At 37.9% G+C, this 16,749-nt stretch carries 17 protein-coding genes and 1 rRNA gene (1 of these 18 running past the window's edge); 3 read left to right on the plus strand and 15 right to left on the minus strand.

Going from position 1 to position 16,749, the window contains the following annotated elements; translation table 11 throughout:
• From IGJ41_RS11800 to IGJ41_RS11815, 4 genes are all read right to left on the minus strand, one after another.
• Nucleotides 1-1,056, minus strand: a 16S ribosomal RNA gene (locus tag IGJ41_RS11800); it reaches 505 nt to the left of the window's first position.
• 434 nt (nucleotides 1,057-1,490) lie between these two features.
• Nucleotides 1,491-1,739 carry a hypothetical protein gene (locus tag IGJ41_RS11805; protein WP_002392518.1) on the minus strand — a complete coding sequence of 83 codons (249 nt, stop codon included), beginning with the start codon at nucleotides 1,737-1,739 and terminating at the stop codon, nucleotides 1,491-1,493.
• On the minus strand, nucleotides 1,723-2,094 hold the full coding sequence (locus tag IGJ41_RS11810) for a hypothetical protein (RefSeq protein ID WP_002385270.1): 372 nt from the start codon (nucleotides 2,092-2,094) through the stop codon (nucleotides 1,723-1,725). Before IGJ41_RS11810 ends, IGJ41_RS11805 begins: the two co-directional genes overlap by 17 nt.
• A gap of 64 nt (nucleotides 2,095-2,158) precedes the next feature.
• Complete coding sequence (locus IGJ41_RS11815) at nucleotides 2,159-2,527, minus strand: CvfD/Ygs/GSP13 family RNA-binding post-transcriptional regulator (RefSeq protein ID WP_002365178.1); 369 nt, start codon at nucleotides 2,525-2,527, stop codon at nucleotides 2,159-2,161.
• A 183-nt stretch (nucleotides 2,528-2,710) separates the two neighbouring features.
• Here IGJ41_RS11815 and IGJ41_RS11820 point away from each other — a divergent pair, with 183 nt between their 5' ends.
• Complete coding sequence (locus tag IGJ41_RS11820) at nucleotides 2,711-3,877, plus strand: MalY/PatB family protein (protein ID WP_002381174.1); 1,167 nt, start codon at nucleotides 2,711-2,713, stop codon at nucleotides 3,875-3,877.
• 33 nt (nucleotides 3,878-3,910) lie between these two features.
• Here the strand turns inward: IGJ41_RS11820 and IGJ41_RS11825 are convergent, their stop codons facing one another.
• Both IGJ41_RS11825 and IGJ41_RS11830 read right to left on the minus strand, forming a co-directional pair.
• Nucleotides 3,911-4,117 (minus strand): DUF3955 domain-containing protein, encoded by a 207-nt coding sequence (locus IGJ41_RS11825; RefSeq protein WP_002355151.1) that lies wholly within the window; start codon nucleotides 4,115-4,117, stop codon nucleotides 3,911-3,913.
• 164 nt (nucleotides 4,118-4,281) lie between these two features.
• Nucleotides 4,282-4,872 (minus strand): peptidylprolyl isomerase, encoded by a 591-nt coding sequence (locus IGJ41_RS11830; RefSeq protein WP_002361120.1) that lies wholly within the window; start codon nucleotides 4,870-4,872, stop codon nucleotides 4,282-4,284.
• A gap of 204 nt (nucleotides 4,873-5,076) precedes the next feature.
• On the opposite strand from IGJ41_RS11830, the gene IGJ41_RS11835 reads away from it, so the two are divergent.
• Both IGJ41_RS11835 and IGJ41_RS11840 read left to right on the plus strand, forming a co-directional pair.
• Nucleotides 5,077-6,087, plus strand: coding sequence for an NAD(P)/FAD-dependent oxidoreductase (locus tag IGJ41_RS11835; RefSeq protein WP_010827753.1), 1,011 nt, complete (start codon nucleotides 5,077-5,079; stop codon nucleotides 6,085-6,087).
• 148 nt (nucleotides 6,088-6,235) lie between these two features.
• The gene (locus tag IGJ41_RS11840) at nucleotides 6,236-7,198 is read left to right on the plus strand and encodes a phosphoglycerate dehydrogenase (protein ID WP_002355148.1); all 963 of its coding nucleotides are present in this window, start codon (nucleotides 6,236-6,238) and stop codon (nucleotides 7,196-7,198) included.
• A 64-nt stretch (nucleotides 7,199-7,262) separates the two neighbouring features.
• Here IGJ41_RS11840 and IGJ41_RS11845 read toward each other — a convergent pair whose 3' ends face one another.
• The 9 genes from IGJ41_RS11845 to IGJ41_RS11885 all read right to left on the minus strand — a co-directional run bounded on the left by IGJ41_RS11845 (nucleotide 7,263) and on the right by IGJ41_RS11885 (nucleotide 16,664).
• Nucleotides 7,263-8,816, minus strand: a complete 1,554-nt coding sequence (locus tag IGJ41_RS11845) for a bifunctional metallophosphatase/5'-nucleotidase (RefSeq protein WP_002419148.1) — start codon at nucleotides 8,814-8,816, stop codon at nucleotides 7,263-7,265.
• Between the two features lie 97 nt (nucleotides 8,817-8,913).
• Entirely contained in the window at nucleotides 8,914-10,194 is a 1,281-nt protein-coding gene (locus tag IGJ41_RS11850) for an extracellular solute-binding protein (RefSeq protein WP_002359172.1), read from the minus strand.
• A 23-nt stretch (nucleotides 10,195-10,217) separates the two neighbouring features.
• Nucleotides 10,218-11,507 carry an MBL fold metallo-hydrolase gene (locus IGJ41_RS11855; RefSeq protein WP_002359171.1) on the minus strand — a complete coding sequence of 430 codons (1,290 nt, stop codon included), beginning with the start codon at nucleotides 11,505-11,507 and terminating at the stop codon, nucleotides 10,218-10,220.
• The gene (locus IGJ41_RS11860; RefSeq protein ID WP_002355144.1) at nucleotides 11,491-12,309 is read right to left on the minus strand and encodes a carbohydrate ABC transporter permease; all 819 of its coding nucleotides are present in this window, start codon (nucleotides 12,307-12,309) and stop codon (nucleotides 11,491-11,493) included. The genes IGJ41_RS11855 and IGJ41_RS11860 overlap by 17 nt, the downstream gene beginning before the upstream one ends.
• A gap of 4 nt (nucleotides 12,310-12,313) precedes the next feature.
• The gene (locus IGJ41_RS11865) at nucleotides 12,314-13,189 is read right to left on the minus strand and encodes a carbohydrate ABC transporter permease (RefSeq protein ID WP_002355143.1); all 876 of its coding nucleotides are present in this window, start codon (nucleotides 13,187-13,189) and stop codon (nucleotides 12,314-12,316) included.
• Nucleotides 13,189-14,322 (minus strand): ABC transporter ATP-binding protein, encoded by a 1,134-nt coding sequence (locus tag IGJ41_RS11870; protein WP_002396511.1) that lies wholly within the window; start codon nucleotides 14,320-14,322, stop codon nucleotides 13,189-13,191. Before IGJ41_RS11870 ends, IGJ41_RS11865 begins: the two co-directional genes overlap by 1 nt.
• Nucleotides 14,323-14,468: 146 nt before the next feature.
• Nucleotides 14,469-15,407: a glycosyltransferase family 2 protein gene (locus IGJ41_RS11875; RefSeq protein WP_002373102.1), complete on the minus strand. Its 939-nt coding sequence runs from the start codon at nucleotides 15,405-15,407 to the stop codon at nucleotides 14,469-14,471.
• Nucleotides 15,408-15,614: 207 nt separating this feature from the next.
• Entirely contained in the window at nucleotides 15,615-15,944 is a 330-nt protein-coding gene (locus IGJ41_RS11880) for a HesB/YadR/YfhF family protein (RefSeq protein ID WP_002355140.1), read from the minus strand.
• A 54-nt stretch (nucleotides 15,945-15,998) separates the two neighbouring features.
• Nucleotides 15,999-16,664, minus strand: coding sequence for a potassium channel family protein (locus IGJ41_RS11885; protein ID WP_002355139.1), 666 nt, complete (start codon nucleotides 16,662-16,664; stop codon nucleotides 15,999-16,001).
• Nucleotides 16,665-16,749 lie beyond the last annotated feature (85 nt).

Raw genomic sequence — 16,749 nt, forward strand, 5'->3', positions numbered from 1 at the left:
GTCCCCGAAGGGAAAGCTCTATCTCTAGAGTGGTCAAAGGATGTCAAGACCTGGTAAGGTTCTTCGCGTTGCTTCGAATTAAACCACATGCTCCACCGCTTGTGCGGGCCCCCGTCAATTCCTTTGAGTTTCAACCTTGCGGTCGTACTCCCCAGGCGGAGTGCTTAATGCGTTTGCTGCAGCACTGAAGGGCGGAAACCCTCCAACACTTAGCACTCATCGTTTACGGCGTGGACTACCAGGGTATCTAATCCTGTTTGCTCCCCACGCTTTCGAGCCTCAGCGTCAGTTACAGACCAGAGAGCCGCCTTCGCCACTGGTGTTCCTCCATATATCTACGCATTTCACCGCTACACATGGAATTCCACTCTCCTCTTCTGCACTCAAGTCTCCCAGTTTCCAATGACCCTCCCCGGTTGAGCCGGGGGCTTTCACATCAGACTTAAGAAACCGCCTGCGCTCGCTTTACGCCCAATAAATCCGGACAACGCTTGCCACCTACGTATTACCGCGGCTGCTGGCACGTAGTTAGCCGTGGCTTTCTGGTTAGATACCGTCAGGGGACGTTCAGTTACTAACGTCCTTGTTCTTCTCTAACAACAGAGTTTTACGATCCGAAAACCTTCTTCACTCACGCGGCGTTGCTCGGTCAGACTTTCGTCCATTGCCGAAGATTCCCTACTGCTGCCTCCCGTAGGAGTCTGGGCCGTGTCTCAGTCCCAGTGTGGCCGATCACCCTCTCAGGTCGGCTATGCATCGTGGCCTTGGTGAGCCGTTACCTCACCAACTAGCTAATGCACCGCGGGTCCATCCATCAGCGACACCCGAAAGCGCCTTTCACTCTTATGCCATGCGGCATAAACTGTTATGCGGTATTAGCACCTGTTTCCAAGTGTTATCCCCCTCTGATGGGTAGGTTACCCACGTGTTACTCACCCGTCCGCCACTCCTCTTTCCAATTGAGTGCAAGCACTCGGGAGGAAAGAAGCGTTCGACTTGCATGTATTAGGCACGCCGCCAGCGTTCGTCCTGAGCCAGGATCAAACTCTCATAATAAAAGTTAGAACAATCTTACGATTGTTAAGCTCAATTTGTTTGCTAGCATATTGCTTGCTTGTTAAAAATGTTTGTTGTCTTGAATTGAATCAAGACGCCCTACACATTTGGTTCGTCTATTCTTTGTTCAGTTTTCAAAGGTCTACGTTACCTCGCAGCAACTTTTATATCATAACAAACTTTCGTTTGAATGTCAAGAACTTTTTTGAAAAAGTTTTTTTAAGTTGTTTTGCTCGGTCGTTGTTGTCTGTTGTGACAACTTCTATATCTTATCATCTCGTTTGTTATTTGTCAACAACTTTTTTGTTGTTTTTTCAAACTTTTTTCGAGAGATTTGAAATCAAGAATTGTTATTTAATTATTGATTTCTGAATCGCTCAGCTGTGTGACTCGCCTTGCGACATGTAATAATATATCAAGATTTTGATGTTTGGTCAACACTTTTTTTCAAAAAAATTAAAAGAAGTTTTCAATCTGTTTTCATTCTTTTCAATTATTTCGTTTTTAAACTTTTTAAATCCTAATTGTCTATCAAAACAGTTTAATTCCTTACTAAAAATCGAACAATTTGAATCATATATTTGAAATAGTTCGATTAACTTTTTTACGTACAACATAAAAAAAGAAAGAATCTGTTCAATTATCGACAGATTCTTTCTTTTTTGTTTAAAACATTGGGACACCTTCAATATGATATTTTGACCAAATCGTTTTTAATTCTGCAGGCGCTACCCATGTATAGTCTTTATCCATTTCATTTTTAAGTGCTTGTTCATCCATCTCGAAGACAAACAGCGGAACATTTTCTTTATTGATATGCGCGTTAGTTAATTCTACTAAGCTAATTGAAGTAACGTCCAATTGAACCTCTTCTTTGAACCATTGTAGCATACTAGCTAAACCCGTCATCTCATCAGAAACTTTTGCCATCGCAAACTCAATCGCTTCACCTATTGGATGCATCAAAAATTTTTTACTACCATCGTTTAAGTTCAGTATGATTGTTCCAGCGACTTTTTTGTTAGACACGACATCCACCTCAATTAATTTTTAGATTCACTAACAAAAGAAATTGTAACACACTTTCTGAAAAAATACAGAATTATTTTTCAAGCAACTTATCCATTGCTTCATCAATCCATTCTGGAAGTTCTTTGTCTAAGGTTGCAAAGCCAATTTTTTTATTCTTATCCGTAAAATATTTTTTGCGTCGATGGTTCACTGAATGAACTTTGTCTTCAAGGGTTCGTAAAGATAAGCTAATCTTTTGAGAATATTCATCAACATCAATAACTTGAACGGTTACTTTTTGTCCAACGGTTAAGAGTCCATGGATATTTTTGGTAAAGCCAGCTTGTACTTCCGAAACATGAATCAGTCCTTGTGTTTCTTCGTCTAAAGAAACAAATGCGCCATATGGTTGAAGTCCGGTAATTGTGCCAGAAAGTACCATACCAATTTTGTACTTCATCAAATTTCCTCTTTTCATACGATAAATTTCTTTTTCCGTTTCTACTCATTTAAAATAATAGCATTTTTTCAACGTTTGTGCATTATTTCTTCCCTAGTTGTTAAAACTATTGTTTCATCTTTTAAGCAAAATCTACTATACTATAGGAAGTAAGACTTTATATAGAAGAAAAGGAGTTATCTTATGTTTAATTTTAATGAAACCATTGATCGTCGCCACACGAATTGTGTTAAATGGGACACCGTTGAAACTAGTTACCACGAAAAAGATTTACTACCTTTATGGGTTGCTGATATGGATTTCAAAGTACATCAGCCTATTCTTGATGCCTTGTCACAAGTTATTGAACAGGGCATTCTAGGATATGCGATTGCACCTAATGAACTGTATCAAGCAATTCAAGATTGGCAACGGCAACACCATCAATTGATTGTTGAAAAAGAAGAAATTTTGTTTAATAGTGGCGTGGTACCCAGTTTGGCCACAGCCGTTCAAGCGTATACAGCACCTGCTGATTCTGTCATGATTTGTGATCCAGTCTACCCCCCTTTTGCAGATGTGGTAAAACAAAATGAGCGTAGACTTGTGCGCCATTCTTTACTAGAAGTTAACGGACATTATGAAGTTGATTTGGTTAAAATGGAACAACAGATAATCGAAGAAAAAGTGAAACTGTTACTTTTTTGTAATCCCCATAATCCTGGTGGACGTGTTTGGACAAAAGAAGAATTGCTAGCAATTGGCCGTTTATGCCAAAAACACCAAGTAACTGTGGTTAGCGATGAAATTCATCAGGATTTGATTTTCAAACCGCATACCTTCACTTCCTTCACTGTCGCTGATGAAACATTTAAGGAATTCACTGTTACCTTAACAGCGGCAACCAAAACCTTTAATTTAGCGGGGATTAAAAATTCAATGCTGTTCATTCCTAATGAAAAACTACGGCAATCTTTCGTATCTTTACAAGACAAAAATCATCAAGGCGGCATCAATACTTTTGGCTACGTTGGAACGGCAGCTGCCTATCAAACAGGGGAAGAATGGCTAACGGCGTTACTTGATTATTTAAAAGAAAATATTGATTTTGCCCTTTCCTTTTTCCGTGAAGAGCTGCCTAGCGTTCGTGTAATGGAACCTGAAGGAACCTATCTTTTATGGTTAGATTTTAGTTCTTATTCGCTAACGGATCGGGAACTTCGCGATACCTTAATTCATAAGGGGAAAGTGGTTTTAAATCCAGGAATTAGTTTTGGTCCCCAAGGTTCTCAACACATGCGTTTAAACTTAGCTTGTTCAAAAGAAACTCTCGAAGAAGGCCTTTTACGTATCAAAAAAGCCTTTAATTAAAAACAGCTGTCCTAGTTTTTAGGACAGCTGTTTTTAATTCTTTCTTTTGCGTTTAGCTAAATAAACTCTGACGAACCAGATACCTGAAAATAGAAGTAAAATTTCTCCAATTATGATTGTATAAAATCCTGGTTCATGAACGATTCCTTGCTGATCTACATACGTAAAAAACGTTCCTATAAATGGGAGTATTACTGCAAACAAAGCCAAGGCCATTGGATATCTGTATTTTTCTAACAAATTCGCTTCCTCTCCTTCTATTCTTTAATTCAGTATCCTATAAAGACTTCATTAAAAGAAGCGATTTGGATGCTTTTAAAAAAAAGTTAGTCGTTTTAAGAAAAAAATAAAGAGTACCAACGAATTTGTCCCTCGTTGGTACTCTCTTTTTCAATTGGTTAAACTTATTCACCAATGATTTCAACTGTGTCCATCACGACGTCAAATGTTGGACGGTCTTGGGCATCCCGTTGGACTCCACCAATTTCATCCACTACATCCATACCATCAACAACATGACCAAAAACAGTATGACGGAAGTCTAACCAAGGTGTTCCGCCTTGTTTGTAAGCTTCAATAATTTCTTCTGGAAAACCAGCGTCTTCTAACTGACTCATCATTTGAGCTGGAACATTTTGATTAGTAACAACAAAGAATTGGCTACCATTTGTGTTAGGACCAGCATTTGCCATTGACAATGCGCCACGCAAATTGAAAACATCCCGAGAAAATTCATCCTCAAATGCTTCTCCATAAATACTTTCGCCGCCCATTCCTGTTCCGGTTGGGTCACCGCCTTGAATCATAAAATCAGGAATCACACGATGGAAAATAACGCCATCATAGTAGCCCTTTTTCGCTAATTCAACAAAATTTTCAACCGTTTTAGGCGCTTGTTCTGGGAATAATTGAACAGTGATGTCGCCTCGGTTTGTTTTAATGACCGCTTTTGGGCCTTTAGCATTTTCTAAATCTAATTGTGGAAATTGTGACATGAGAATGTCCTCCTAGATAATTATTTTATAGTTCCATCATATCGAAAAATGCTGAAAATTGCTATGATCTTTTTCCAATGATTAAAGAATGCTTTGATTCGTTAGCCAAACTTGCTTTTTTTGAAAAGCCGTGCTATTTTGTGAAGTGTTCGCAAAACGTTCAATAGTTGTCTCAACCCTAAATGAATTAGGAGGAATTTTCAAATGTCTGATGAAAAAGATATTTATGATTTAACGATTATCGGCGGCGGTCCTGTTGGATTATTTGCCGCTTTTTATGCGGGAATTCGTAAAGCGAAAACGAAAATCATTGATAGCCTGCCGCAATTAGGTGGTCAGCTAACAATGCTGTATCCCGAAAAATATATTTATGATATTCCTGGATTCCCTGCTATTAAAGCCGGTGAGTTAATTGCCAATTTGGAAAAACAGATGCAGCCATTTCAGCACGATGTTTGCTTGGAAGAAGAGGTCACACACCTTGCACAGGAAGCAGATGGACTTTTGCGCTTAGACACAACTAAAGGCACACATTATTCTAAAACGGTTATCTTTGCGATTGGTAACGGCGCTTTCCAACCTCGACGTTTAGCTATCGAAAATGTTGAAGCCTTTGAAGGTGAGTCAATCCATTATTATGTGACTGACATGAAAAAATTCGCTGGCAAAAAAGTTGCGATTGCTGGTGGCGGCGATTCCGCAATTGACTGGGCTTTAATGCTAGAAAACGTTGCAGAAGAAGTATCTATTATCCATCGTCGCCCACAATTTCGCGGCCACGAACATAGCGTGGAACAACTGGAAAAATCTAGCGTTTCTATCAGAACTCCTTATATCATTAGTGATATTTTAAAGGAAAATGAAACGTTCACAGGCATCCAATTAACGGAGACAAAAGGTGACCAAACATTGGATCTCCCTCTGGATGATTTAATTATCAATTATGGCTTCACTTCTTCTTTAACACACCTCAAAGAATGGGGATTAGACGTTTCTAGAAATGCTATTAATGTTCATTCCGATATGTCAACTAACATTCCTGGTGTATACGCTGTAGGGGATATCTGTTTCTATGAGGGAAAAGTGAAATTAATCGCTACAGGATTTGGTGAGGCACCTACTGCCGTAAATAATGCTTTACATTACTTACGGCCCGATGCTCGACGTCAACCAGTTCATAGTACAAGTTTATTTGAAAACGGCGTACCTAAATAAGGTTAGCACTGGACTTTAGCAGTTTTTAAGCCAAGGACAAAAATCTAAATCGGATTTTTGTCCTTGGCTTTCTGCTTTACTGAAAAGCCTTTCTTTTTCTCTTTTAAATTTATTTTTGATACAATAAAAAGTGCTAGGAGGAAGAAAGATGAACCAACCAATTATTTATTTAAATGAAGTATTCAACGAAGAACAACTGGAACAAGTGAAAGCTGTGGCGCCCAATTATCTAGTTAAAACATCTACCGATCATTTATCCTCTGCTGAAGAAGAGGCAATCGAAATTATGTTAGGCTGGCATAAAGAAATTGGTCCGCGTTTATTAGCCTCTGATACTAGTCACCTAAAATGGATTCAGCTCATTTCTGCTGGTGCTGATTATATGGATTTTGATAAATTAAGAGAAAAAGGCATTCTGTTGTCTAATGGTAGCGGAATCCATAGTGTTTCTATCTCAGAACATGTTTTAGGCGTTTTATTAGCACATACCCGCGGACTGCAAGAAAGTATCCAACAACAAATGCAACACACATGGAATCAAACAGCCCCTTCCTATCAACAACTTTCTGGGCAAAAAATGTTAATCGTAGGCACCGGGCAAATCGGACAACAATTAGCTAAATTTGCTAAAGGTTTAAATCTTCAAGTTTATGGCGTGAATACCTCTGGACATGTGACGGAAGGCTTCATTGAATGCTATTCACAGAAGAATATGAGTAAAATTATCCATGAAATGTCCATTGTTGTGAACATTCTTCCTTTGACTGAAACAACAAAACATTTATACAATCAGGCACTTTTTGAAAAAATGGCTCCTGAAACAATTTTCGTAAATGTTGGTCGCGGCGCCTCAGTAGCAACGAACGATTTGATAACTGCCTTAAACAATAAAACCATTGCTTTTGCTGCCTTAGATGTCTTTGAAGAAGAACCTCTTCCCGAAGATAGCCCTTTATGGGAGATGCAGAATGTTTTATTAACACCTCATATTTCTGGCATGACACCGAAATTCAAATCAAAATTACTGGCGATTTTTATTCCAAACTTAAATCAATTTGTGACGGATCAGACCCTCGTCAAAAACCAAGTTTCCTTAAAAAAAGGCTATTAACTCAAAAAAGGCCTTCAACCATCTTTCAAGTAATTGCATGGTTGAAGGCTTTTTTTGCTATTTTTTACCAGATAACCTTGAAGTTATCATTTGTCGACGCTTGAATGATTGGATGTTTTTTTAAATATTCTGCAATCAGTTCCGTCATATCAATTTGGATTTCTCGAATAATTTTTTCAGGTTGGAACATTTGATAGTTTCCGCCACCGACTGCACGGTATTGATTTGTCACGATTTCCAAAACATCTTCTGCTTGCACTGCTTTGCCATGATAATTAAGTTTCGTCACTCTTTCACCAAACGGTTGTCTTAAATCAAGCGTATACTCAATGCCTTCATACATATCATAATTATAGTATTGTGGTTTTGGATCGACATATTTCGGGTTAAAAATTGGTTGGCCTTTTTCTAACACAAAATAAGTAGCGCTTTGTTCTAACGCTTCACGGAGGTCTTGTCCAGTGACACGCAATACAGCCAAAGTATTTGGATAAATATAGTTGGTAATGATATCGCGCATCGTAATTTGGTTATTAAACCCTTTGCCTTCATTGTTAAAAAGTGCAGTCCCTGAAATATCCGTTCCGCTTGAAGCCATTTGGACGTTATTAATAAATTCTATATATGGATGTTCTTTGAGGCGTACGGCATTCGGATTTTGAATCGTCATATCCCCTTCCACATTTCCCACTGGTTGATCAAGCCACTCTTCTACCTCGTCATGTAACGCTGTTGTCAAAGCTAAAACTTCTGCATCTGGTTGTTCGTTTCCAACAGGATGAATAGCTGCGTCACTTCCAATAACGCGATAGCCTTTAGCCATAGGTTCAATTTCTAAAGTAATTTCTCCAACAAAAGCTCCTCGAAAACCTGGTTGAATCACAGGTATTCCATTCAGTTTTGTAGCAATTTCTCGATGTTGGTGACCAGTGACTAAGGCATCAATCCCAGGAACTTTTTCCAATAAATCGTAGCCTTCATTTTCTCCTGTTAGTAATTCCGTGGGTTCCCCTGTTTCTAAATCTTTTTCAAAACCGCCATGGTAAGCGACAACAACTAGGTCTGCTTCTTCCCGCAGTTTTGGCACGTATTCCGCCGCTGTTTCAACGACACTTTTAAACGTTAAATCTTTGACTGTTGCCGGCTGTTCCCAATGAGGAATATATTGGGTCGTCACGCCAAGGATGGCTACTTTAACCCCTTGTTTTTCTATGATGACATACGGCTGACCGAAATAAGGTTGTCCATCTTTACCAAGAATATTGGCAGCTAAAACTGGCTGTTGATAACTGGCAATCGTTTCCTTTAAATAATCTAAACCGTAATTAAATTCATGGTTGCCTAAAATGCTAACATCATAATTCATTTGATTAATGATTTTAGTGATGGCTTCCACTGAATGTGTTTCTGCTTTTCTTACGTAGTAACTAAGCGGCGAACCTTGAATAAAATCCCCATTTTCAATTTGAAAAACTGGTCCTTTGGCAGACGCCCGTAACTTTTTCAGCATGGTTGCTGCTTTTGCGGTTCCAAAAGGCAAATCCATCTTTTTTTCACTATAACTTGTCGGCATAATATACCCATGCATATCACTTGTTGCTAAAATTTTTATTTGCATTTTGTTTCTCTCCTTCTTCCGCCCAAAAGAACAGGAAGGTTAGAACACGAGCCATAACGACTCAGATCCCAACCTCCCACGTCTGTTTATTTATTGATTATTGGTTCCATGCTTGTTCAAATTGTGATGTTGCATCTTTCAATAATTTTTTCGTGTCTTTATTTGATGAAGCAAAAATACTTTCCATAATTGTCCGCATTTCATTATAGGCTGAATCAGCATTTTCTTCTACTGGGATAGCGAATAAATCTTTTACTGCGTTTTCAAGTTGTGCAGGTACTTTGGTTGTCTTAGAATTTTTGTACTCATCACTGTGTAAAACAGATTCTAAAATTGGCATATAACCTGTTTGTTGTGCCCAGTACAATTGTGAATCAGGAGTAGCTAAGAATTTCATGAATTCAAATGCCGCTGTCCGTTGTTCTGGCGTAGCACTATCGAACATATAAATATCTGTTCCTTGTTGTAAGTTGATTTTTTCAGGACGTGGTGCAACACCGTATTCATAGCCACCAGCTTCAGCATCTTTTTGAACAAAACCAGCACCAGCAATACTACCGACAAACATTGCTACCTTTTTGTTTGCAAATGGGCCAGATAAATATTTATCTGAACCAGCTGTGCGGAAGTAACCTGCTTCGATACCATCACGGTAATAGTCCACGACTTCTTGTGAATCTTTGCTTGTTAAATCTAAGTCTTTATTAAAATCAACGCCTTTGTTTTTCATTCCAATTGCGTAATAGTTATTTAACGAGTCAAAACCAGCACCAACGACTTCTTTGTTGGATTTTTCGTAAATTGTTTTAGAAGCTTCTTTTAATTCCTCTAATGTTTTCGGTACTTCAACACCATATTCTTTCAACAAATCAGCATTATAGAATAACATTTCTGTCGATTTATTAAATGGAATGCCGTATTGTTTGCCGTCGATTTTGGCGCCGTCTAACAATACTTCACGAATTGGCTCTGCATCTTTCCAGCCGATTGTGTCATCATCCATATATGGTTTTAAGTCCACTAACATTTCATCTTGTGCAGCATTCCATAACCAGCCTGGGTACGCTTGCGTAATTGTTGGTAAATCTTTTGGTGAAGTTAAAGTCGAATTGATTTTGGCTTGTAAATCAGGGTAAGCAGATTGATTTTGTAATTCCACTTTAATTTTTGGATTTTCTTTCATGAAGTCTTTCGTTAATTTTGTTAACGCTTCTTCTTGAACCCCATTCATTGCATGCCAGAAAGTGATTGTCGTATCTTCCTTCACTTCTTTCACAATATCGTTTGATTCTTTGGCCCCATTACCGTTACCACAAGCCCCCAATGCGAAAATAGCTGCGGTTGCTAACACTGTTGTTGCTAGAGTTTTGAACTTCATTTTTTTCTCTCCCTTAAAAAAATTTATAAAACAATTTGCTCGCCACGTTCTGGCAATATTCTTTCACCATACGGGTTTTCCAGTTTTTCTGGTTTTAACGTATGGATTGGAACCAATACTTGAGGTTCAATCAATGCAATAATTTTATCCAGATCTTCTGGAATTGCATGTCCTGAACAAGCTAAACGGACAAAAGTAATGTCTTTTTTAGCCAACAAATCTAAAAACACGCGATACTGTGGATCAAAGTCTCCTAACGGTTGTGCATCACTGTGAATGTATAAACTACCTTCTTGGAGGTTGTCAAACTGGTTCACAACTTGCCACAAATAGTCTGTTTTGTCCTTTAGTAACGTGTCATACGGGATTTCTAACGCTGGATTCAATTCTGGTATTTTACCAGATTCAGCATAATAATAACGAACTTCTATTCCAAATACTTCAAGTAACAACGCAGCCATATTTGCTTCTAAAACGACTGTACGTGGTGACTTTTCAATAATCTTAGCAAAACGTTCCACGTTTGCTGGATAACCATTAAAGGTAATTTGTCGATTCGGGTTTTCTAGTTCTAAACGAACCAAGTGCTGAACAAGATCTTCTTCACTGACAACCGCTATTTGGGCTGGATCTGGTTCACGTTCTGGGAAGCTAATGCTTACGCCTTCCATCATTAATAATTCAGTATGTTTGGCTTTTTCACAAAAAGCTAAAGTCTCTTCACGATTATGGCCATGTAAGCGCAAATCACCTGTGTATGTGATGAAATGGTCAGGCGTGCGAATCAGTAATGCCGAAGCACCGTACGCATCATGATCAACAGGCACGATTTCCACTGAAATTTCGCCAACTTTAATCACATCGTTTTTATTAAGACCAATCATTTCTCGGGTAAAATTCTTTTCTTCAAACGGTGATGGAATCAAAAAATCACCTTTTCGATTTAAACTATTTAGAATCATTTTCGTTTCTTTTAGGGTGTACAACGGAACAGCTGGGTCTAAATAATTAATCATGCGTGAATGATCTAAGTGGGCATGAGATAAGAAAACAGCTGTGTGTTGATACTCTTTGTCTTCTGCACCATGATATTCATAACCTAAACGTGGATCATATAAGTCTTTTAATTCTGGCACTAAACGATTATTAATTAAGGTTTCAATGTGATCATCGGGCAAATCTAATTCTGGTCGAAATTCTGTACCAAAATCAAAGAAGATGTGGGCATCTTTATACGCCACTTCAATCACGGTTCCTCCAATTGTTAAAATGCCACTGTGAAAAGTCACAGTTGTTTTAGCCTTTGATTCCATTTTTTGCAACTCCTCTGATAATTTCTTTTCTGAAAATCAAGTAAATAATTAAAATTGGAATAACGGTTAATGTTGCAGCAGCCATTTGTAAATGTACGTCACTACCGCTCTCTGTCGCAAAGGCCGATAGTCCATTATTCAATAGACGGTATTTTTTCTCGTTCGTCACCAACAATGGCCACAAGAAAGAATTCCAACTAGAAATGAATGTTAAAATCCCTACTGTTACCAACGCTGGTTTTGACATTGGTACTAAAATACGCCAAATATATTCTAAATCACTAGCGCCATCAATCTTGGCAGCCTTGTAAAAAGTATCAGGAATACCTTTTAAATACCCGTTTAAATAGTAAATATAAAAAATACTAGTTAAAAATGGAATAATTAAGGCGCTGTAAGTATTTAACAAACCTAATTGCGCAATCGTTTGATAATTGGTAAAGATAATAGATTCATATGGAACCATTAACAACGAAATCATCAAAGCAATGACCACATTTTTAAAACGGAACTTCAAACTCGTTAACGCGAATGAAGCTAACACGGCGGTGACTACCGTAGCAATCGTTGTAACACCTGAAACAAAGACTGTGTTCAAGAAATACCGAAGAAAGGGTGCTTTTTGAAAGACCTCTGTGTAGTTTTGCCATTGTGGTTGTTTTGGAAACATGGTTGGCGGCATGCTGGTCGCTTCAGAGTAACTCATTAAACCAGCTAAAATCATATAGACAAATGGAAATAACGTAATAACGGCTAAAATGCCTAAGAAAACAAATGCGATAATCGTTAAAACTTTTTTCATTGGCTTATTGCCCCACTTTCTTTAAGAGTTTATTTTGTAAGAAAGTGACCACTAAAATAATCACAAATAAAATCACTGTGGCGGCCATCGCAATTCCGGGACGCCCTGCAATGTGGAATTTGTCATAAATATAGTACACTGCGGTTGTGGCACTATTGGCAATCCCCGCACGACCACCGAATAAAGCATAAACTTGTGTATAAACTTTAAAGGCGCCAATTAAATTGACCGTTAATAAAAAGGCAATGGTCGGGACTAATTGCGGAAACGTAATACGTCGGAAAATTTCGCCGTCTGAGGCACCAAACATTTTCGCTATTTTAAAGTGTTCTTCATCAATATTTCTCAAACCCGCCAACAAAATAATAATATTAAATGCTAAACTCGTCCAAACCCCAAAAATAATCAATGTTGGCATACTCATTTGAACATTATCTAGCCAGTTGACAGAAGGAATGCCGAAAAAACCTAAGACGTAATTGACAATTCCATAATCGCCATTAAAGAAGTAACGGAAGACAATCCCAATGGCAATCGTACTCGTTACATAAGGCATAAAGAAAATCGTTTCAAAGAAACTCTTATGTTTAACTTTTTCAAAGATAATCCAAGCAATTGCTAGGGAAATTATCAAGGCAATCGGTACCACAGCAAATGCATAGAGCGCTGTATTTTTTAACGCTTTATAGAAGATTGGATCATTCAATACACGTTGATAATTTTCTAAACCAGCGTAGCGTTGGTTAATTAAGGAACCTTTTTGGAAGCTCATCCACAAAGAACGAAACAGCGGATAAACGCTAAACAGTAAAATGATTCCTAATGATGGCAGAAGGAAGAGCCATGCTTTTGGTTGATTTTCTGGATTGTATTTTTTCATTAGTAAACCCGGTCTCCCGCTTCGTTAAAGATAAATACTTTTTTATATGAAAAATCAAAAGATAAAGTGTCTCCTTCTTCAATCGCTTCTTCTACACTTACAATTGATTTCACTTGTTCATTTCCTAATGTAAATCGTAAAATACGTTCTCGACCAATCAATTCCACTAAATCTGTCGTTGTGGTAAAGAGACCTGTTTCAGCTGGTACCACATCTTCTGGACGAGAAGCAAACGTATATTTCCCATCAGTCATCGGCATTTTAAAGCGTGCTTGCTCAAAACGCTCAAGCGGAATTTCAAAACTTTCATGGTACATTTTGCCGTCTTTCACTTCAACAGACAATAAATTAATAATTGGGTTACCTATGAACTGAGCAACAAATAAGTTATTTGGTTCTAAGTAAAGGTTTTGAGGTTCATCATTTTGTTGAATAACCCCTTCGTTTAATAAAATAATTTTATCACTGATTGATAGCGCTTCCTCTTGGTCGTGCGTTACAAATATTGTTGTAATGCCTACTTCTTTCACCAAGCGGCGGATTTCTTCACGAATTTTCAAACGCAAACGTGCATCCAAGTTACTTAAAGGCTCATCTAATAATAAAACATCTGGTTTTTGAACTAACGCCCGGGTAATCGCAACACGCTGTTGTTGACCACCAGAAAGTGTGCCTGGCTTTTTATGGCTTAACTCTTCAATATTCGTTAGTTTCATATATTCTTCGGCAATAGCTTGTGCCTCTGCCTTGGGAACTTTCTTACTTCCTACCGTCAAAGGAAACATTACGTTTTCTAGAACAGTCATATGTGGATATAAGGCATAGTTTTGAAAAACGAACCCGATGTTCCGATCTTTTGGTGCTGTTTTGACAACCGATTGCTGTCGAAACTGAATATCTCCATCACTTGGATGTAATAAACCTGCAATTAAGTTTAAAATTGTGGATTTCCCACACCCACTTGGTCCTAACAAACAAACCAAGTCCCCTTGCTCAATCGTAAAATTGACCGATTTTAACGCTTCAAACCCATTATCGAATACTTTTTTCAAGTCGATAACTTCTATCATGACCCAACCTCCAAAAAAACATTTAATAGCATACCTTTTGATTTTAACATTTATTTCTTGCAACCGCGAGAGCAAAGCTGTTTCATTAAGATAAAAATAGGTAAAGTTAATGTATTTTTTATGTAAAAAATGTTGTTTTTCTGAAAAGCCTGTTTACACTTTTTTTAACGCACAACAAAAAAACAGAGAATTTTTCTCTGCTTTTTTGGTTATTTTTTAGAATCTTTTTCTGATTCCTTTACAATATAAATTGGTCGTTTTTTCGTTTCTAAGAAAATTTTGCCGATATATTTGCCAATAATTCCTAAACATAATAGTTGCAAACCACCTACAAAAAGTACAATACAAACCATTGAAGGCCAGCCGCTTGTTGGATCACCATTAACTAATGTTCGAAAGATAATCACTAACATTGCTAGTGCAGAACCAATACACGAAAAGGCGCCAACGTATGAAGCAATATTCAATGGTGTTTCTGAAAAATTGACAATCCCGTCAATTGAATAACTTAATAGACTCCAGAAAGACCAAGAGGTTTCTCCAGCAATTCGTTCTCGATTTTTAAATTCAATATATTCTGTTTTAAAGCCGACCCAACTAAAAATCCCTTTTGAAAAACGATTATACTCAGATAACTCTAAAATCGCATCGACCATTTGTCGGGTCATGACACGAAAGTCACGGGCACCATCCACCATTTCCGTCTCAGCAATTCGATTAATGAGTTTATAGAACATCCGTGCAAAAAAGCTACGAATGGGCGGTTCGCCGTCTCTTGTTATGCGTCGTGTGCCAACACAATCTAAATCTGTACTGGTTTCAATCATCTCAATCATTTGAGGTAATAACTCGGGCGGGTCTTGTAAATCAACGTCCATGACTGTCACTAAGTCACCTGTTGCTTCTTTTAAACCAGCGTATAAGCCTGCTTCTTTCCCAAAATTTCGTGAAAAAGAAAGATAACGGACCTTCTCTGGATGTTCGCGATAAAGCTGTCTTAAAACAGCTAACGTATTATCTTTTGAGCCATCATTCACAAATATATATTCTACTGAATGAGATAGTTGCTGGCTAATTTTTTCTACTTCTTCAAAAAACAGCGGAATCGCTGCTTCCTCATTATAACAAGGGACAACAATTGATAACATTTTATTTCCTCCACACTTCAGTTAATTATCATTATACCATATGATAGCCTTATTAAATAACGATATCCAATTAAGAATAGCTTAATTAAATAGAAAGAACCTGAGAAAAAATCCAAAACGATTTTTTCTCAGGCTGACTAGCGGTTAAACGAAAGCAACAGAAATAGTCCTACGCACTACTTAAGCTTCTTCTGTTTAGCACTAAAATTATTTTGTTAAATCTTCTTGGTTTGCTTCAAATTGATAACGCGGTTCATCATTCTTTTCATCATAATCAACAATCAAATCATACCCTTTAAAGAACCAATCATCTGTTTCTTCAATAAAATAGGTAATCCCATCTAGGTTCTCTTTAATCATTGGCTCATCTGGCGCTTCTACAGACATCGCAATGGAAAAACCATCATGAACAGGTGTTTTTCCGTAAATTTTTCCGAAAAAACGAATGCCTGTCTCAGGCTGAACCCCGGTTTCTTCTTTAAACCATTGTTGGGCTTTCGGTGTCACTTCTAATTTCATTCTTTGTTCCTCCTTCACATCTCTGTCGCCATTTATTGTAGCACAGCGCAGTGCTTTTAGAGAATAAAGTGCTTAGCCATTCATTTTTTCATCTAATAAATCGACATCTGCGGTATCACCGATAACTAATAAATTGTCGTTTTCTCGAACAATTTCAGAAGCATCTGGCGAAGCAATTACTTCTGTTTTCGAGCGGCGGATTGCTACCACAGTTAAACCAAATCGCTGACGGAAATTTAATTCTGCTAAGGTTTTATTGTAAAATTTAGGATTGGTGACCCGAACCTCAGCTAATGAAAATTCGCTAGATAATTCAATATAATCTAAAATATTGCGTGAAACAAGTTTGTGAGCAATTCGAATACCCATATCCCGCTCTGGGTGAACGACCATGTCTGCCCCAATTTTATCTAAGACACGGGCATGATATTCATTGACTGCTTTGGCTAAGACATTGGGAACCCCCATCTCTTTAACCATTAGTGTCACTAAAATACTCGCTTGAATATCTTCACCAATTGCCACCACTACGTGATCAAAATTCCGAATCCCTAAAGAACGCAACGTCATTTCATCTTGGGCGTTAGCCACCACTGCATGCGTTGCAATATTCATATATTCATTGACACGGTCTTCACTGCTGTCAATGGCCAAAACTTCTTGACCAGCTTCCACCAAAGTTTGGCATATGCTGCCGCCAAAACGTCCTAAACCAATAATTGCAAAATTTTGTTTCATTTCTTCTGACCGCTCCTGTCTGTTCGTTAAAATTAGTATAACAAATCCATAAATAAATTCCTAGAAGGATTTCCTAGAATTTATT

The sequence above is a fragment of the Enterococcus sp. DIV1537a genome (assembly GCF_051712085.1).
GTDB classification, from domain to species: Bacteria; Bacillota; Bacilli; order Lactobacillales; family Enterococcaceae; genus Enterococcus; species Enterococcus faecalis.